This is a genomic window from Gemmiger sp., assembly GCF_057431175.1.
On the sequence record NZ_DBMDDV010000005.1, the window covers coordinates 87,774 to 106,557 of the forward strand.

The following is an 18,784-nucleotide window of genomic DNA, read 5'->3' on the forward strand; positions in this document are numbered from 1 at the left end:
ATCTACCTTATATTAAAACAGCTTTTCCGGTAAAAGTATGTCGCTTTTTGGCACCCTAGCCCAATCAAAAGTGCGGGCTAATTCCTGCGGGGTCGTGGGGGTGGGCTTGGGCTGCAAATTACAGGCAAAGGCCAGCTTGCCGATGATTTCCCCGGCAGTGTATTTCTCGCGCAGGTTTTCGAGGCTCTGGTCGCCGTCGCGCTTTGAGAGACGGCGACCGTCCGGTGCCAAAAGCAGCGGCAGATGGTAGAATTTCGGCGCGGTCAGCCCCAGCTCCCGGTAAAGCCAGAGCTGGCGCGGCGTGCTGGATAAGAGGTCACTGCCGCGCACGACCTCGTCCACGCCCATCAGTGCATCGTCCACGACGACGGCCAGCTGGTAGGCAAACACACCGTCGGCCCGGCGCAGGTAAAAGTCGCCGCAGTCGCGGGCAAGGTTTTCCGCGTAATGGCCCATATGGCCGTCCTCAAAGGCGATGACCTCATCGGGCACCTGCACGCGCCAGGCGGGGGCGCGGGTCTTGGTGCGCGCGGCGATTTCGGCGGGGGTCAGCCCGCGGCAGGTCCCGGCGTAGACGACCTGGCCGTCGCTGCGGTGGGGCGCACTGGCAGCGTGGAGCTGGCTGCGGCTGCAAAAGCAGGGGTAAACCAGCCCCCGGCGGGCAAGCTCGTCAAAATACTGCTGGTAGATGGCGCTGCGTTCGCTCTGATAGATTGGCGGCTCGGGGCCGTCGGCGGCCAGGCCCAGCCAGGCCAAATCGTCGATGATAGCGTCGGCGTAGGCGCGGGGGCAGCGCTGGGTGTCCAGGTCCTCAATGCGCAGCAGCACCTGGCCGCCCTTGCTTTTGGCGCTCAGCCACGCCAGCAGGCAGCACATCAAATTGCCCAGGTGCATCCGGCCGCTGGGGCTGGGTGCGTACCGTCCGGTGATCATGCCAGCGTGTAGGTGCCGTCGCCCAGGGCACGCAGATGGACACGGTAGAAGGCGGCCACGGCCTTGGTCATGGCCTCGGCGTCGGCGACGCTGGCCGTCTCCACGGCGCTGTGCATCGCCAGCTGAGCCAGGCCGATATCCGCCATCGGGATGGGCAGCGTGTGGCTCTGCAAATTGCCCAGCGTCGAGCCGCCGGCCTCGTCGGCGCGGTTGGTAAAGACCTGCACCGGCACGTCGGCCTTCTCGCAGATGGCGCGGAAAATCGCGCCGCTGACGGCGTTGGTCGTGTACTTCTGGCTGGCGTTGTACTTCAGCACCACGCCGCCGCCCAGGCGTACCGGGGCGCAGGGGTCGGACTTCTGCGGAAAGTTCGGATGGGTGGCGTGGGCGTTGTCGGCGCTCAGCATAAAGCTGTTTGCCATGGCGCGGTGCATGGCCTGCCCGCTGTGGGGGATGGCGTCAACAATGCGGTCCAGTACGTCGCGCAGGTAGCTGCTCTGGGCGCCCATCCGGCTCGACGAGCCGACTTCCTCATTGTCGAGCATCGCCCAGACCGGGGCGCAGGCACTGTCTGTCTCGGCGGCTGCATCCAGAAAGCCCAGCAGCGTCGTGGCGGCGCATTCCAGATCATCGATGCGCGGAGCCATGAAGAACTCACCCTCGGGGCCGATCTGGGTCGGGGCCTGGCGGGTCACAAGCTGCAAATCGCTGTCCAGGATGTCCGCAGTGTCCACGCCCAGTTCCTCCGCCACCAGGTCGGTCAGGGTGCGGCTGCCTGCGGGGCCCCACAGCGGCTGCATATCGACCTGCGGATTGAAGGTGTGGCCTTTGTTGATGTCGCGCTGGAAGTGGATGGCCAGCGAGGGGATGACGAGGAGATCCCGGTCAATGCAGACAAGGCGGCTCTCGATGCCGTCCTCGGTCTTGACGATGACGCGGCCGCCGACGGTCAGCGGGCGGTCCAGCCAGGTGGACATGATCATCCCGCCGTAGCCTTCGACGCTCAGGCGGCGGCAGCCGTCATTCTCAACGATGTCGGTCTTGATCTTCCAAGTGGGGGAGTCGCTGTGGCTGGCCACGATGCGCCAGCCGCCGATGGCGTGGTCCGGCACGCGCCAGGCCACCACGGACGAGCCGTTGCGGGTGGTGTAGTAGCCCTTGCCGGGTTCCAGGTTCCAGTAGTCGGCTTCTTCCAGCCGGGTAAAACCGGCGGCGCGCAGCCAGCTTTCAGCCGTGGCAGCGGCGTGGAACGGGGTGACGGATTCCTGCAAAAATTCTACGAGATCATCGTACATGGGTTGGTTTCTCCTCTTGAACAATATTCCGCACGGTTGGCGGTGATAACGTGGGACGGCATGGGGGCATGCCGCCCTACGCTTGAACTGCACACAACTATATTACCGCAAAAGCCTGTAAGAAACAAGTTGCAAACCTGCGAAAATTGTTCTATACTCAGTATAGCGAAATGGTCGGTTTTGACAAGTACGCACTTTTTGGAAACCGCTACCCAAAAGGAGAGTGAACCCCTATGCACCCGAACGAACACTGCAACTGCCGCTATGCCGATGTGGGCTGTGACAAGATGGAAGAGGTCATGGACCAGATCAGCGGCAAGTGGAAAATGCGCATACTCTTTATGGTAGGTGCCCACGGCACGCTGCGCTATGGCGAGCTGCGCAAGCTGCTGGACGGTGTGACCCACAAGATGCTCTCGAACCAGTTAAAAGAGCTGGCTGCGGACGGCCTGGTGGAGCGCATCGACTATAATGAGGTCCCGCCCAAGGTTGAGTACCGCCTGACCCCCAACGGAGAGGCGCTTATGCCGATTTTTGACGATATCCAGCGGTATATCCGCGGCCACGCCTGCAAGGATTGCTGCGGGAGCGGCGCAAAGCACGCCTGCTGTGAATAATATGAAATAAACGCGTAGGGGGAATCGTTTATGCGTAAATTGATTGCTGTTGTGCTGGGGGCTGCTCTGCTGGCTGGCTGTGCCGCTGCCCCGGCAGCATCGGAATCGGCGGCAGCTGCGTCCGGCACGGCGCAAACTACCCCGGCTCCCACCGAGGAGCCGACCGCGGCCGAGGACCCTGCGGCGTATGATACGACCGGCGAGCAGATCGATGTGTTGGATCAGCTGGTGGATTTTGGCGCGGACACAGCAGGCGGCAGCCTGAAGACTGCCAAAGCCGCTGCCGTGCTGGTAGAATATCTGAGCTGCTCGGATTTGGATGCCGATGTGATGGCTGACTGGTGCACGGGCCTGACTGACGACCAGAAGGAGCTGCTGGACCTGAACTGGCCCTGCATTTTGAGCGAGGCCGAGGCGATCTGCGGTGACCCTGCGGGCGAGGCTGATGAACTGATCACTGCAGGTGTGACGACGGATTTTGAAAACATGGCCCTGACCGAGGTGCCCGATAAGCTCGTGACGGTGAACACCGTGCTGACCGGCAAGGCGGGCTGATAGACAAACAAAAATGCAGAGGTGCGTTTTATGCCTCTGCATTTTGTTTTTTGACATCACAGGACAACTGTCCCCAAAATAAAACGGCGTTCGGTCTTATAATGTGGCAAGATTCGACAGCGGAGTGTGATACGATAGGGCTGTCAGGAAAGACAAAAAGGCAGCGCCGCGCACTTACTAGGAGGAAGTGCGCGAGCGCTGCGGTACAAAACTACTTTCAGATTTTTAGGAGAAAACTTATGGAAAACGTAAAAACCAATGCTCTTGCAGCCTCTTACCGTGCGGACCTGCTCTACTATATCGAGCGCGCCAAACTGGGCAAGTGCCCGCCCCACTGGCAGGCCTATTGCTTCGGCGAAATTGCCGATGCCAAGGGCACAGACAACTACCCCGCTGATGGCGACGCCCTGCTGGCTGAACTGCGCCGGCTGGTGGACACCGTACCCCAGATCACGAACCGTGACGAAAACGTGGCGGAAATTGCCGCCTACCGCGGCAGGATGCTGTTCTACTTTGACCGCGACTACTACACGCTGGCGGAACTGGTACACCTGCCCGGCAAGGACAAGTACAGCGCCTGCGTCTACATTGATGCCGACGGCAGCAGCAGCGACCGCACTGCCTACGCGAAAAACATTGCCGTGCAGGTGGATGAATGGCGCAGACAGAACGATATCCCGTTTGATAAGTCCACCATCGCCGCCCGCCCGGCGGACGCCGACGGCGGCGAGTTTGACACCATGGACGAGGCCCTGAGGTATCTGTACACCTGCCTGAATTTCCCGGACAGTGTGCTGTGCTGAAATAAAAAAGGCTTCCTCTTAGGGAAAGGCTCTTTCAATTACAGGTTATACAGCTCCGTATATTTCTTCTTTAAATACTCGGTGAAATGGTGCGGGTCGAACTTGCCGCCGCACAGACTCTCGACGATCCACTGGGGTTCCTTCATGCTGCCCCACTGCCAGACGCGCTCCTTCAGCGCGGCTTTCAGCGGCTCCATGTCGCCCTTGGCCCACTGGGCATCAAAGTCGTTCGTCTTGCGCAGGTCGTCAATGGCCTGTGCGCCGTAGGCACTGCCCAGGGCATAACTCGGAAAATAACCGATGTCGCCCATGGCCCAGTGGATGTCCTGCAAACAGCCGTGGGCGTTGTCGGGCACATCGACGCCCAGGTACTCTTTGTACTTAGCGTTCCAGGCGGCGGGCAGGTCGGTCACGGCCAGCGTGCCCTGGATCAAAGCCTTTTCCAGCTCGTACCGCACCATGATGTGCAGCGCGTAGGTCAGCTCGTCCGCTTCGGTACGGATCAGGCTGGGCTCAGCACGGTTGACGGCACGCCAGATCTCCTCGGCGGAGACGTCAGCCAGCTGGGCGGGGAACAGCTCTTTCAGCGTCGGGTACAGGTAGTTGACAAAGGCGCGGGAGCGGCCCACGATGTTCTCAAACAGGCGGGACTGGCTCTCGTGGATGCCCATGGTTGCGCCGTGAGTCACGGCGGTGTAGTCGTAGTCCGGGTTGATATTCAGCTCATACAGCGCATGGCCGCCCTCGTGGGCAACGCTGTACAGGTTGGAGAACATATCCCGCGCCATGTAATGGGTTGTGATGCGCACATCGCCGCGCCAGAACTCGGTGGTGAAGGGATGCTCGCTCTCGGACAGATGGCTGTGGGCGGGATCCAGCCCCCACAGCTGCATGATCTTCTCGCTGACCTTGCGCTGGGCGTCGATGGGCCATTCTTGGTCGAGGAAGTCGGTGCGGACGGCGCTGCCCCGGGCCTGGATGTCCGCCAGCAGCGGCACGATCGTCTCCCGCAGGGTGGCAAAAAATTCGTCGCACTGGGCGATGGTCAGGCCCTTCTCGTAGCGGTCCAGCAGCACCTCGTAGGGGTCGCGGTCGGGCGCAAAGTAGTGGGCCTGGGTGCGGCGGGCGGCGACGATCTTTTCCAGATACGGCGCAAAGGTGCTGAAGTCGTTGGTGCGCTTGGCCTTGACCCAGGCGGGCACGCTCTGGCTGCACAGCTTGGTGAAGGCGGCGTATTCGTCGGCGGGAATCTTGGCGATTTCGTCGTACTGGCGCTGCAAATTGCGCACCTCGGCTTTTTCCTGCTCGGTCTCGGCATCGGCGGCTGCTTCTTTTAAAAGGGCAGCCGTCTTTTCGTTGACCAGCAGGTCAAAGTTGGCGCGGCTCAGCACCTCGGTAGCCTCGGCACGGCCGTCGGCCGAACCCTCGGGCGCGATGGTCTCGGCGTCAAAGTCAATGACGGTCAGGGCGTAGAGATACGCGTACAGCTGCTTTTCCAGCGCACGCAGGCGGATGATGGAGTCTTTCATGTGTGGTGTTCCTCGTTTCAACAGAAATGCCTTCCCCCTTGGGGAAGGTGGCCGCAGGCGCGTGGCGGAGCGCAACCGCCGAAGGCGGCTCTTAGCGCGTAGACTGAACGGTGGCCGCAGGCCGGATGAGGGGCAGCCGCGGGAAACGCGCCCCTCATCAGTCCGCTTCGCGGACAGCTTCTCCCTCGGGAGAAGCCTTTACCTTCATCATACCACACCCGGCGGATTTTTTCCATTGCCAACCGGGCAAAATTATGGTATTGTGGGTATACTAAGTAAAAAGGAGGCCGCCCGCCATGCCGGAACAGCCGCTCGTCAGTGTCATTGTGCCGATCTACAATGCCCAGGATCATATTGCACGCTGCGTGGAAAGCATCCGCCGCCAGACCTACAAAAACCTGGAAATCCTGCTGCTGAACGATGGCAGTAAGGACGTCAGCCTGGAAGTCTGCAAAATGTACGCCAACGTTGACCCGCGCATCGTCCTTATCGACAAGGCCAACAGCGGCGTGGCCGCCACCCGCAACATGGGCCTGCGGGAGGCCAAGGGAAAATACCTGCAATTTGTGGATGCGGATGACACCATCCAGCCCTACGCGACGGAAATGCTGGTGCAGCGCGCCGAGGAAAACGGGGCTGACCTGGTCATTGCCCACTATAACCGCATTACGCCGCCCCGCCCCCGGGCCGAGGATGACCCCCGCCCCGAGCGCCCCACCAAGGTGCAGACCTACGGCTTTTTGCTGGAAGGCCCCATGACCAAGGAAGAATTCGCCGCGGGCCTGATGCAGGAACCGGCCAGCTTTTATTATGGTGTTATGTGGAATAAGCTCTACCGCGCCGATATCGTGCGCGCCCACGATGATATCATCTGCGCCGAGGATATGGACTGGTCGGAGGATCTGTATTTCAATTTGAGCTACATCCGCTATGCGGAAAAGTTCTACGCCCTCTCCACGCCGATTTATAATTATTTTAATACGCCCGGCAGTGCGGTCCACACAGCGCTGAACCCGGTCAACGTTGTTGCCACACGCGCCACGCTGTTTGCCTACTATAAGGAACTGTACGAGCACCTGGGCCTGTACGAGGAATACAAGCCGCAGATTTACAAATACCTGGTGGCCGTGGCGGAAGCGTAAAAGAATACCGTGTGTAGGGGCCGGGCATACCCGGCCCTCGGCCATAAAATAAAAGCGAGCAGCCGATGATGGGCTGCTCGCTTTTGTTATACCTTTTGCTCAAATAATCCGTGCCGGTTGCAGTACCAGTACAGCTTCCCATAGCCCCGGCGGCCGGCGGCTCCAACAGGGTGGTGTCGGGCAGGCTGCGGGCAGTCTCCCACTTGGAGACGATCTTGTCGCTGACGCAAAGCTGTGCGGCACAACCTGCGGAGCGTAGAGTTGTTACCAGTTGAAGGGCGCGGTGGTGATGTCGTACCACTCGCTGCGGTTGTTGACTTCCTTGGCCAGGAAAGCGTCCATGTCGGTGTAATAGCTGGTCGTGCCGGTGGAGACTTCGCTCAGATCATAGCTGCCGTCCGCGTTGACCTTGACGTTCAGCAGGTAGATACCGCCGACCGCCGTGCCGGAACCCTCGCCGGAGAAAACGTTGTAGGCAATCTCGTAGGGGAAAACCAGCATATTGTCACCGTAGTAGCTGCCGTTGTAGATGTCGCTGTCCTTGTCCACCAGCAGCGAGGCTGTGCCGGTCCAGCGGGGACCGCTGGCGCTGGACTCGCTGGAAACCGGAGAGCTGCCGTCGGCGGCCCAGATGCTGGTATAGGTCATGCCGTAGTCGACGCTGCTGTTCAGCTCGTTCTCGACCAGGGGCTTCAGCTGGGCCAGCAGGTCGGGGGTCACTTCGTCGGCGGAGTTGAGGTAGTGGGGAACGTTTTCCAGGGAAACTTCAAGGCTGTCGCGGGAGAGAATGTAGTTATTGGTGAAGTCGCTGCTGAACTTGGGCGTGGCCGTGATGGTGACGACATCGCCCTGGGCATAACCGCCCTCGGGGCTTTCGGTCGCGACGGAGTAGGTCAGCGCCGAACGAGGGTCATCGGCGGGCAGGTCGCTGGAGACCGTGACACCCAGGTGCGGGGCACAGCCGCGGATGAGGATGTTGAGCTTGCCGCTCACGGTTTCACCTTCAACGGCGATGTTCAGCAGACTGTCCTCGAACGGGTCGATCGTCTCAGGCTCCTTCAGGCCGGAGACGGTCAGGGTCTTGCTGGTCTCGCTCAAGGTGATTTCGTGGTTCTTCAGGAAGGCGTCGTCGGCGCTTACGGTCAGGGTCACGGTGTCGCCGTTGGACAGCCCGGTCTGCGGGGTGACGGTGTAGTTGACGTGGCCCATCAGGCTCAGTTCGGTCTGGGCTTCGTCCCAAATGTCCTGGTCCTTGCCTTTGCCAAACAGCTCTTTGCCCAAGCCGTTGTAGTCGAGCGTTACGGTGGCTGTGGCGTTGCCGCTGGCACCGTCGAAGGTGACGTCGGCGTATTGCAGCAGGTCCACGGATTTGGTGCAGCCGGTCAGCAGAGCCATGACCGCCGCCAGGAACAGCGCAGGGAGCAGATGTTTGAGTGTCTTTTTCATGATTATCCATCCTTTTCTTTGTGGTGGGGGAGTGGAGAAGTTTTGCTTGAACTGTACACAGTATAGCACGGGTGGGGTCACTGCGGGGGAAAGTAGGATGAATGGTCATCGAAAGCGTATGAATGGCAGAAATGGCAGAAAACCTTGGCGGATGATTGACAACCGGGCGGGGAGTTGGTATAATACTATAAGTATCCCTGTGTGGGTGCGGTAAAGTACACAGGCAGATGTACTCAAGTGGCCGTAAGAGGGAGCACTCGAAAGTTTGCATCCGGCAGGTCACCTTGTCCGTAGGAAATCCCATAACGGCGGGCTTTATCGGGTGTCGCGTACCCAACCTTTCATCGTTATCTTGCATCGAAATCTCGCATTTTTCCAAACGCTGTGCGAGGCGGTGCGATAAAAACTAAATAAGCAGACGTATCGAAGCGGTCGTAACGAGATTGACTCGAAATCAATTTGGCAGCAATGCCACGTGGGTTCGAATCCCACCGTCTGCGCCAAGTATCACTACTCAATTCTACATTGGGTAGTGATTTTTTGTTGTCGCTTTGTAAAAATCCCGTACTTTTCTTATAAACATCTCCCCTTTATTTTCAAGTAGTGATTTCCGGGTTCGGTACAAATCATACCATTAATTTCAGTAGATAGCTATTCATAAAACTGCACAAGAACCAGCTGTTTGGGTTGGGCACAAATTAGCACTGACCGCTGAACTTTCTATGCATTCTGTTTACTGTTTGACAAAATATATCTTATACGATATAATTTTATCAGACAGTTTTATTGATTTAGTATGATGAGGTCTTTCCGATGAACTATAATAGCATCAAAAACAAAATTTTTTCTGAAAATCCCGCAGTCAAAGCCGAGTACGATCAGCTTGGTCCTCAGTATGAAGCTATCCGCGCTGCAATCGCAAGTCGGAAGTCTGCCGGGTTAACTCAAAAACAGTTGGCCGAGAAAATGGGAACTGCGCAGGCAAACATTTCGCGTTTTGAAAACGGGAATGCAAATCCCTCGTTGGATTTTCTGCAAAAAATGGCTTCTTGCATGGGCAAGACACTTCATGTTTCATTTGAATAACTTAGAATAAAACAGTACATACAAAAGAAAGGAGTGCTTATAGATGGCTCATATAGAAATAGGGCACCGGCCAAACGGTCGGCGCCCTATTCCTAAGTATTCTTGTCCTGCTTCAGCTTCTCCTTAATAATTGCCAAACTTTTTTGTCTTGAAGTGTCTACTGAAAATCCAGCGACGACTTCTTGCATTGTTTCAGAACTCCATTTGTCTGATCCAGCACTATCATCCCTCATTTCATAGAATTAGAGTATCAAATCAAGTTCACTCTTTATTTCGTCCGGAGCAAGAGAATTAACACAAGCTATTGCACAAGCTGAAAAGGGCGCTTCGGGTGATATAGCATCCCTTAGCTGGCGAATACAGCTGGACTTGCTAATATCTCCGGAGACATACTCTGCAAGTAATTGTTCGATGCTCGCCCAAATTTTCCCTCTTTCGTTGCTTATGTAAGCATCAGTCAGATTGTAAATAGATGCCGAAACTCTAACTCTTTCTTTGCCCAGTTCATCGTCCGTTGCAGGAACTACGCGATTACCCAGAAAAGACAACAACTTAACATCTTCTGCCACGCATGGATCTAACAGCATTGGATGCTCATTATTTTCATCTTTTTCCGATTGATATACGCCATCATCTGCCAGAGGAAAATAATTTCCTTTACCGCCGCCACCAGTCTTTCGATTAGCATAGATACAGCACGCCCTATAATTCGACGGATCATTTGCTAGCCAATAATACCCCTTATCTTGAATTAAATGATTATATTTAAAATTCTCAAAAGGCTTTACCTCTGCCTTGGGTCGAAAGTGGTCAATATGTACATCTTGCCCGACAAGGGGTACTTCTGTATACCAGCATTTATTGTGAAAGAAATCTCTGAAATCCTTTTTGAGCACACTGTTTTTCCAGAGTGTATCCCCTTGTCCCCACCTGCTTCTGAATACCAGAAGATCTTCTATCTTTATATATCTCATACTTGCCTTTTGTATAACGCCTCAATAATTTCTTTAATTTTTTCTCTGCGCTCTAACACCTGGTCGTAGGTAAGATACTCTTTACTATACAGATCGCACTTCTTATATACGGTCAAAAAATCATCATATAGAAAATCAATTGAATTATACGATAGCGGCAGCAATCCCAAATCCTTCGTTATTTCACGAAGTTCTGCTTTTTCTCCGGCCGTAGCATTCCCGCCAATAAGTTTTAGATATAATTCTTGTCTGCGCAAGAATTTCTTATGCGATTTTTGGTCGTAAGAAGTCTGCAACCCATAATATTCACTTTGTAGCAACCCGTCGATTCCCATTCCCTCAGTGTCCTCGACGGGAGTGATAACTCTTGTGACAAAAAATCCTGTGGATGATTCAAGTTCTTTGTTTTGGGTAAATATCCTAATAAACTCCTTAGGAACGCCATTGATCACCAATGGATCGTGTGTTGCAATGATTGCCTGAGCGTTTATGGCGTCTTTCAAGGATTGATCCATTGTGCTTTTGATGTCATACTTCCAGCGTGGGTTCATATACGCATCTGGTTCGTCCATTAAAACGAGACAATCTTCCGTCTTGCAAATACCAAGCATACCAAGGATTTTGATAAGTTGGCGCTGCCCTTCGCTCATTGATTTGCATTTCACTATGGAATTCCCTTGAGTGACAGTCACCTCAAATCTCGCATCAAACAGAGAGTATAGTTTCTCAAAAAATTCTAAGATTGCAATAGAATCTAACCCTAACTTTTCAAGACCTTTAATTTCGAAATAGGACTTTCCTACAGCAGAATATAGTAATCCTCTTCGCAGCAAATCCGTAAACCGATGGTCAATGAAATCCGTCAAATAGTACAGGCCTATGGGCACATCTCCTTCGAACTGTTCTCTGCCAAAAATGCCCTCAACTTTATTAATATTAATGGCCATATCCACACATTGGACTTCATCAAAATGGCACGCATCAACAAGATAATTCTGTTCATAAGACTCCTGACCACAGAGAATAGAAGCTAAATATATTGGAGTCATTCCCTCATCACAATAGTTGTACTTCCTTTTGGGAAAGTTCGGCAAGAAGCGCTCAGATTCATCGTTCATTGCTTTAAGAAAGCGCACAAGTGTATTTCTGCATTGCCTTACATATCTTTTGTTAATTTGTTCTATTTGAGGCAAGAGCTTATTGTTGGCCCCAGAATAAAACGCAATGATGCGTTGAGGGAACAAAGAATGAAATCGGATAAAAGAGCGCACCCTTTTATAGCTTCCCTCACAGAAAACATCATCTACCGTGATATGATAATTATGATTGCTTTGGACAATGCATACCGCCTTTTGCGCATAGTTGTACTCCATAGAATAGCTGTAGTCAATCTGTTTTTCTATTGCGGGAGAATCAAAAGACATCAGAATGTTCAGAATACACTCAATCATCGTTGATTTTCCAGCGCCATTTTCTCCAATCAGAATTGTTGAGCTACCACCTGATACGGTGTCAAATACTATATCAAAGTCAACCAAACAAAGATAATCATCGATCTGAAGCCGTTTGATTTGCATAATATTACCTCACTAGTGAGTATTCTCCAGAATCACTTTTCGACACAATCTGTTTTTTCTCCAGATTGCGTAATGCGTCCATAAGCTCAAATTTTTCCTTACTAATGGACATTACTGTCTGTGTAGAAACAGATTGGGGCGCAGCTTTTAATAGGAGTTTGACAATTGCTTCTTCATTAGCACCTGACAACAACGGCTTAATTTCTGCGGGAATTGCAATTCGCTTCGCTTTTGCCTTTGGCCTGATCACATCTCCATCCTCTTGTTCGATTACTTGCCTCAGCAATTCTACCGCGCTCTCCTCGTTTGGGTCATTCGTATCCAGTTCACCGCGAAAAGAACGGGCGAGAATGGATTTTTTCATCAGTTCGATCTGGTCAAGGACTATTTCGGCGGCTTCTTTGGTCTGCTGCTCTTTATCAAAAAGTTCATCAAGGATTCGAGCGATTTCTTCTTGCTCTCTATCATTCGTCGGAAGATGCACAGTTAACGCAGATAACTCTTTTTGGTTAATCTTTGGCAAAACAGAACGAGAACCAGCAGTCGATGCCTGAAGTAAAAACTCATCTGATAGCATATAATACCAAAGGCACCTTGCGTTTTGGTACGCTTCAATAGGATACATATCTGCACTGCATAACCCATCGAAATCAACAACAACCGCTTTTGACAAATAAGGTCGAATTTTTGAATAGAGTATTTGTCCTGAGTAAAAACGGTGTTTACCGCTGGTCACACCATCTTCGGCAATCGTATGATATTCAAGCAGCACACCAGTTTTTTTCTCAATATTATCTGGAGCGATATGCGGAAAACTCTGATACTCTGCAGGGTCAACTAAGTTGCTTCTAATAGCTGCAACGCTGTCAAATCGAGTAGTTTTCCAATTATCTATTGAGACACCGTGTTCTTCCCGCCATTTCGCAGTCAGTTCACCGGTGAAGGCTTTATGGAGAATAGCGGCTTTGTGGGTTTCAAAGCTATCCACCACAGCCTGTGCCTTTTCCTTGGCCTCATCCAGCTTGGCAAACAGGCTTTCAATGCGGTCAACAATGCGCTGCTGCTCAGCAAGAGGCGGGAGAGGAAACTGGTGGAATTTTATAATTTCTTGGGATATATTGGGTTGAGCTCCGCCCTTACCTTTTTTTATAAAATCATCTTTTTGAGATTGAGCATAATAAAAAAGATATTTATAGTCCGTTGACGGCTTAACAATAGCACACGCACACGCTTGGTTAGTAGCTGCAGGAATTCCCAGAATGCCAACTTTTCCGATTGTTGCTCCGTACATTGCAATCACAACTGTATCTGTGGGATAGATTTTTGCACTTGAATGTGAAATAGCTTCTTGGGTTATATGTTCTTCTGTTTCGAATATATAATCATCATTTAACTCTCCTGTCTTTACCCAAGAGATGTCACCATTATAATATTCTGATACTTTTCGAGAAGGTGTTCCACCAGACCCCCATTGTGCTATTTCTTGCATCCTTGTCCAACACCAATTCTCCGGCAACTTATAGGGCCACTCCCAATCCGGCACTAAAGCTGCCTGCAAACGCTCTTCGGGCGTGAGGGCGGCTTCTTTTTTTGCTCTTGCCATCACTTTCCCTCCGTCAGAGCGCGAAGCTCACGCACAACACTTTTCAGCAGATCGACCGCTTCCTCTAAATTTGCAATCGCTTCCTCGCCGCTTTCTACAGGGTCAGGAAGATCGTCATAATCCACAATGGAGTCGTCGCGGATCAAGCCAAGGTCAAGACTATCATCCGGGTTCTTGGCAATCTCCTCACGAGTGAATTTGCTCCAGCGCTCGCCTGTGCGCTTGGACGGGTCTTCGTATCCTGCCACGAATTCATCAAAGTCGCTCTTGCGCAGCTGCCGGGTCTTGCCAAAGCTGTCCATATTGGTGCGCATATCGTAGAACGCAACCTCGGTGGTGTTATCCTGCTCGGTTGTCCCGCGGGTAAAGAACAGCACATTGGTCTTGACGCCCTGTGCATAGAAAATGCCGGTAGGCAAGCGCAGAATGGTATGCAGGTTGCAGAAATTCATCAGTTCCCGGCGCACGCTGGCACCGTCACCGGCAGCAAACAACACATTATCCGGCAGTACCACGGCGCAACGGGCCTTGCCGTCCGCCTTCAGGCTGCGATAGATCACCTGCAAAAAGTTCAGCTGCTTGTTGGAGGTCTGGAAAGAGATGTCATCCCGTGTGGCACGCTCACCGCCCTTTTTCGTGCCAAAGGGCGGATTGGTCAGAATAACATCAAAATCTTTCAATCCCTTGGCGCTTTGTGCAAGAGAATCCCCCAATGTGATATTGGCATTCATATTGTGCAGATAGGCATTCATCAATGCCAAGCGATGGGTTTCGTGCACCAGCTCCACGCCGTTGAACGCTTTGTTCTGCTGGAAATCTGCCTGACGGTCAGAGAGTGCATACATATCGTTATGCGCATTGACATAGCGGTTGGCTGCAATCATAAAGCCAAAAGTACCACAGGCCGGGTCAAAGCACTTGTCGCCCAGCTGGGGTTTGATGAGCTCCGTCATCACATCGATCAGCACACGAGGGGTGAAGTACTGACCGGCACCAGACTTCTTCTCGTTGGCGTTCTTCTCTAAGAGTCCTTCATACAGGTCGCCCAGACCTTCCTCTTTGGCCTCATACCAGTCCAGCTTATCAATCTCCGTGATGATTTTTTCGAGGTTTTTCGGCTCCTCGATGCTGGAGGATGCGTTGGCGTAAATCTGCGCCACGCGGCCAACGGATTCTTCGCCCAGCTTGCTGAGCAGCGTATAGTAGTGCTTTTTCAGGTCAATGCCGGAACGGCTGGTCAGAGAGCCCCAACGATATGCTTCGGGAATATCCTTATCTGCACCGGTCTCATCGGCCATTTTCAAAAACAGAATGTAGGTCAGCTCTGTCACATACTGGTGATAAGTAATACCGTCATCCCGCAGCACATTGCAGAGGTTCCAAAGCTTCTGTACAATATCTTGCGTGCTCATTTAAGCTGCTCCTTCGTAAATATAAGTGTTGATCTCACGGATGATCTCCGCAAGCTGCCCGCCAAACTTCTTGTTAAAGCGTGCAAAACCACCATCCATCTTGAACGCCGGTGCCTCAAAGGTCTCGGTATTGAGGATGCTCTCGTGAAGCATATATACCTTGATCTTTTCCAGCAGATCCAGCTGCATTTTGTTAAAGTGATGCGCCGAAATCAGTTTAGAAAAGGCCATTTTCACGCGGTCATCGTGGTTCACCAGCGGCGTTTTAAGTACAGCCCGACGAACAAAGGCGATAATGTCTGCCACAATCCGTTCATTGCTCACCGCACTGGCCGCTTCATTCAAGCTGCTCTCGGTGAAATTCTCCTTATCAAGTTCCAGCTTTAACTCCCGAAGCTGCGCCCGGGTCATATCGCTGGGGCGGGTGCAGGCTATGCGGATCGCTTCGATACGGTCTTTATTCTCATTAACATAGGCCACAAAAGAGTCCAGATAGTCCTGCGGTTTTTCCGTGTCACCATAGCCGCGAGTCGTTTCCAAAAGAGTATCTTCCTTTTCGGAATAGTAATGTCCGCGCTTTTTGCCCTTCAGGTTATCAAACCAAAGTAGGAAATCCTTATTCTCCCGGCAGCGTCGCACAAAAGCTTCCTCTGTACAGCTTTTCAATTCCTTCGCATATTCCCGAATTGTTTTTCCGCCTAAACGCTCGGATACATCATACTTTTGCTCATCGGTCAGATTGTTGCTCTTACGCTGCAATCTTGCTAAAATGCGATCTTTGACAGGCTGCTTGCTGGCCTCACCCGGACGGAACAAATCCTCCAACAATTCAGCCATTGATTTGCTGACGGAGACTGACTTCATATTGGAAGTGTCGTCCAAGTCCTCGTACACGCGAACTGCATCGAAGATATTGAAGTGCGTCTTTCCGATTTCCGGGCAAAGGCGAGTCGCGCGTCCCAGCATCTGCTCAAAGAGGATCCGGCTGTTGATCTTGCGCATAAACACCAAATTACAAATTGCCGGCACATCGATTCCGGTAGTCAGCAGGTCGACTGTTACGGCAATGTTGGGGTACTGGTTGTTCTTGAACTGCTTGATCACCTGCAAAATTTTCTTTTTGTTGCCGCCGGCAGTTTTGCCCGTGATTTTCATAATGGCATCATTGGAAATGCCATAGGGCTTGTAAATTTCTCGGAGCGTATCCACAATACGGTCAGCGTGTGCATCATTCACCGCAAAAATCAGCGTCTTTTCTCCACTTTCCGGATTCAGGTAGGTCGAAACTTCTTCCAGCACCTTGCGGGTATGATCCGGCAGAACAATTTTGCGGTTGAACTCCGACACATCGAAATCCATTTCATCGTCCAAAACTGCACCGTTCAAAAGTTCATTGGTGTTGGGGTCATATTGCGCCAAGGTTTCACCCTTCTTGAACTGTGCGTCATTTTCAATGAAATCCGTATTAATCAGATATGGAGGGTCGTGATCCACCAGCCACCCATCGATAACCGCCTCACGGTAGCTGTAGGTATAGACCGGCTCCCCGAAAATCTCGGTCGTGTGCAGGGCGGGCGTAGCAGTCAAAGCAACTTTCACCGCATCGAAATACTCGATAACCTGCTTGTACTTGCTCATATAATCATCTTGATTATCGTAGAGGATTTCTTCTTCCGTCATTTCACGGTCAAGAATATAGCCTCGGTGGGCTTCGTCAACAATAATCAAATCAAATGCACCGGGCATCAAATCCGGTTCTTCTGCCAGAATCGTGCGTTTCAAAAGCCCCTGCACCGTTGAAATGCTGACCTTGGTTTCCAGATTGATGATGTTGTCATCGATCGCTTTGATCTCATATATTTTGTCCAGCGTCAGCAGTTCCTTCAGCTTGACATCTTTGAAGGTGTCCATTGCCTGCTCACCGAGGGACACTCGATCCACAAGGAAAAGAATACGACGGAAACGCTTGGATTCCAGCATCTTGTAGATAAGTCCCAGAACAGTACGGGTTTTGCCTGTTCCTGTTGCCATTGCAAGCAGCGCTGTCCTCTTGCCGTCAACGATCGCCTCTGTTGCCTTATCAATGGCCTTAATCTGGTAGTCGCGCAGATTCAACCCATTAGGATCTGTCATAAACGAATTATCTGCTGCAGCCAGCGCCTGATTGGCCGCCGCTGTATTCTGACCAAGTTTTTCCATCAGGTCACTTGGGCTAAACCAGTTCCGAATAGGATACGGTTGATTTTCCTGTTCCCGGACATCCAAAAACCAAATACCAGACTTCGTCCGCAGCTGCTCTAAATATGCCCTGCCATTTGAAGCAAAGAGGAAGGGGACCTGATAACCATTCCAGTTTCCAACCGTATGTGGAATATCCTCCGGCTTAATATGTGCAGCATAGTCCTTTACCTGCACATCGATGGTAGATGCCACATCTTCCGACATCTTTTTTGCATCCATCAATGCTACGAGCTTCTCGCCAACGAAGAATGCATAATCCGCATACCCGTTTTTGTAAAAGGCCGAATTGGTAGGCCATTCGCTGATGGCAATATTTCTCCCCTTTACAGGACGCGTTCCTTTGCTGTAGCGCAGGTTCTGCGTATCAGCTTCCCAACCAGAAAGGCGAAGCTGCTCGTCAATCAAGCATCTAGTCTGCGCCTCATTCCAGCTCATCATAGCGGAGACAGATTCCGACCGCTTTGCGCGCTCCTTCTGCGTTTTGCCCGAAGCGGCGGTCTTGACCACGGCCAGTTGCTTCGTCAATTCCTCGATTTTCCTTTCCTGCTCAGCAATAACGGATTCCAAATCTTCGTGCGTGGTCTCGCTCGGCATAACGAACTCAGGCGCAATATATCCCCAGTCTCCATATGTCTCCATAAACCAAACAGCAAGATTGTATGTCAAGGATAGCAATGTCTTTGCTTCGTCCACGGAGTCCGTTCCTGTATGTACTGCCGTGTTTCTTGTCTTGCGAAGAACATATAGCGTGTTGTCAATTTCGTGCGGCAATAAACCGGCTCGCTTCAAAATACGAATTCGATTCGCGTGGGTGTTGTCAACAGCCGGCTCCGCAATGTGCTCAAAGACAAGGATCTCCTGCACTAAGCGCTCGGCAAACATTCCGAGTTTATAGATACAGGCATTGGGATCAGAATAGACATAGGTTTCTGCGGTTGCGCCGATCTGTGCCAATGCAGGCCAGTATCGATTCAGAAAATCAAAATTTGATTTCATAAGCAGTCTCCCTCGATTTTTGTTAATTCATTTAGCATTTGATATAAGCACATCTTCAAAGTATCAATTTGATACTTTGAAATTCTCTCTCCTCACCCGACTGCCACTTCGACCTTTTTACCGCTGAAGGCCACGCCGTATTTATAAATCGTCCTGACCCCGGCGGTCGTCAGCTCGGTTTCGTATTTCTTATCGTTGATCTGCTGCAAGGCCGTCTCGGACAGCTTTTTCAGCTTCTCGTCGCTGCAATTTTTCTCCGCTTTCAGTTCGATCAGGATACCCGGAAGACCCTTTTTCGTGGGCTTCAGCTGAATGTCATAGCGCCCGTCGCCCGATTCCCGGTTGGAGGTCACGAAAGCGCCGCCCAGCAGGGCGCACAGTCCCAGCATAAAGCCGTGGTAGAAATTCTCGCCGGCGGTGTCGAAGGAGCTGACCGACTGGGTCAGCAGCGTTTGGATCTGCGCTTTCAGCCGTGCGTTATCGCCGGAGAAGATGGCCTCCTGAACGGAAATCGCCGTGGACGGCGGGATCAGATTCTCCAGCCGCTGCAAGATCTCCTTGTTATACACCAGAGA

At 52.3% G+C, this 18,784-nt stretch carries 15 protein-coding genes and 1 tRNA gene; 6 read left to right on the plus strand and 10 right to left on the minus strand.

Features of this window, described 5'->3' with window-relative positions; genetic code table 11:
• Positions 1-12 precede the first annotated feature (12 nt).
• Complete coding sequence (gluQRS, locus tag ACZO0A_RS03695; protein WP_294719550.1) at positions 13-933, minus strand: tRNA glutamyl-Q(34) synthetase GluQRS; 921 nt, start codon at positions 931-933, stop codon at positions 13-15.
• Positions 930-2,228 carry a M18 family aminopeptidase gene (locus ACZO0A_RS03700; protein WP_486846046.1) on the minus strand — a complete coding sequence of 433 codons (1,299 nt, stop codon included), beginning with the start codon at positions 2,226-2,228 and terminating at the stop codon, positions 930-932. Before ACZO0A_RS03700 ends, gluQRS begins: the two co-directional genes overlap by 4 nt.
• A 233-nt stretch (positions 2,229-2,461) precedes the next feature.
• Between ACZO0A_RS03700 and ACZO0A_RS03705 the strand changes: the two genes are divergently transcribed.
• From ACZO0A_RS03705 to ACZO0A_RS03715, 3 genes are all read left to right on the plus strand, one after another.
• On the plus strand, positions 2,462-2,845 hold the full coding sequence (locus ACZO0A_RS03705) for a winged helix-turn-helix transcriptional regulator (protein WP_418759799.1): 384 nt from the start codon (positions 2,462-2,464) through the stop codon (positions 2,843-2,845).
• A gap of 30 nt (positions 2,846-2,875) precedes the next feature.
• Positions 2,876-3,400: a hypothetical protein gene (locus ACZO0A_RS03710; RefSeq protein WP_418759798.1), complete on the plus strand. Its 525-nt coding sequence runs from the start codon at positions 2,876-2,878 to the stop codon at positions 3,398-3,400.
• A 239-nt stretch (positions 3,401-3,639) separates the two neighbouring features.
• Entirely contained in the window at positions 3,640-4,203 is a 564-nt protein-coding gene (locus tag ACZO0A_RS03715) for a hypothetical protein (protein ID WP_294719544.1), read from the plus strand.
• A 38-nt stretch (positions 4,204-4,241) separates the two neighbouring features.
• Here ACZO0A_RS03715 and ACZO0A_RS03720 read toward each other — a convergent pair whose 3' ends face one another.
• Positions 4,242-5,732 (minus strand): carboxypeptidase M32, encoded by a 1,491-nt coding sequence (locus ACZO0A_RS03720; protein ID WP_302370616.1) that lies wholly within the window; start codon positions 5,730-5,732, stop codon positions 4,242-4,244.
• A gap of 296 nt (positions 5,733-6,028) precedes the next feature.
• On the opposite strand from ACZO0A_RS03720, the gene ACZO0A_RS03725 reads away from it, so the two are divergent.
• A complete protein-coding gene (locus ACZO0A_RS03725; RefSeq protein WP_294719540.1) occupies positions 6,029-6,874 on the plus strand; it encodes a glycosyltransferase in 846 nt (281 codons plus the stop codon).
• 264 nt (positions 6,875-7,138) lie between these two features.
• Here the strand turns inward: ACZO0A_RS03725 and ACZO0A_RS03730 are convergent, their stop codons facing one another.
• Positions 7,139-8,320: a hypothetical protein gene (locus ACZO0A_RS03730; protein WP_291213217.1), complete on the minus strand. Its 1,182-nt coding sequence runs from the start codon at positions 8,318-8,320 to the stop codon at positions 7,139-7,141.
• A gap of 414 nt (positions 8,321-8,734) precedes the next feature.
• Here ACZO0A_RS03730 and ACZO0A_RS03735 point away from each other — a divergent pair.
• Both ACZO0A_RS03735 and ACZO0A_RS03740 read left to right on the plus strand, forming a co-directional pair.
• Positions 8,735-8,823, plus strand: a tRNA-Ser gene (locus tag ACZO0A_RS03735).
• A 310-nt stretch (positions 8,824-9,133) separates the two neighbouring features.
• Positions 9,134-9,406 carry a helix-turn-helix domain-containing protein gene (locus ACZO0A_RS03740; RefSeq protein ID WP_270442451.1) on the plus strand — a complete coding sequence of 91 codons (273 nt, stop codon included), beginning with the start codon at positions 9,134-9,136 and terminating at the stop codon, positions 9,404-9,406.
• Between the two features lie 242 nt (positions 9,407-9,648).
• Here ACZO0A_RS03740 and ACZO0A_RS03745 read toward each other — a convergent pair whose 3' ends face one another.
• The 6 genes from ACZO0A_RS03745 to ACZO0A_RS03770 form a co-directional block, all read right to left on the minus strand.
• Positions 9,649-10,380: an HNH endonuclease family protein gene (locus ACZO0A_RS03745; RefSeq protein ID WP_302492773.1), complete on the minus strand. Its 732-nt coding sequence runs from the start codon at positions 10,378-10,380 to the stop codon at positions 9,649-9,651.
• Positions 10,377-11,957 carry an AAA family ATPase gene (locus tag ACZO0A_RS03750; protein WP_302492774.1) on the minus strand — a complete coding sequence of 527 codons (1,581 nt, stop codon included), beginning with the start codon at positions 11,955-11,957 and terminating at the stop codon, positions 10,377-10,379. The genes ACZO0A_RS03745 and ACZO0A_RS03750 overlap by 4 nt, the downstream gene beginning before the upstream one ends.
• A gap of 4 nt (positions 11,958-11,961) precedes the next feature.
• Positions 11,962-13,560: a restriction endonuclease subunit S gene (locus ACZO0A_RS03755; RefSeq protein ID WP_308132460.1), complete on the minus strand. Its 1,599-nt coding sequence runs from the start codon at positions 13,558-13,560 to the stop codon at positions 11,962-11,964.
• Complete coding sequence (locus tag ACZO0A_RS03760; RefSeq protein WP_302492776.1) at positions 13,560-14,972, minus strand: class I SAM-dependent DNA methyltransferase; 1,413 nt, start codon at positions 14,970-14,972, stop codon at positions 13,560-13,562. Before ACZO0A_RS03760 ends, ACZO0A_RS03755 begins: the two co-directional genes overlap by 1 nt.
• Positions 14,973-18,209, minus strand: a complete 3,237-nt coding sequence (hsdR, locus tag ACZO0A_RS03765; protein WP_486846050.1) for a type I restriction-modification system endonuclease — start codon at positions 18,207-18,209, stop codon at positions 14,973-14,975. It lies immediately after the preceding gene.
• Between the two features lie 92 nt (positions 18,210-18,301).
• Positions 18,302-18,784 (minus strand): PD-(D/E)XK nuclease domain-containing protein (locus tag ACZO0A_RS03770; protein WP_486846051.1); only part of this gene is annotated, 483 nt, incomplete at its 5' end.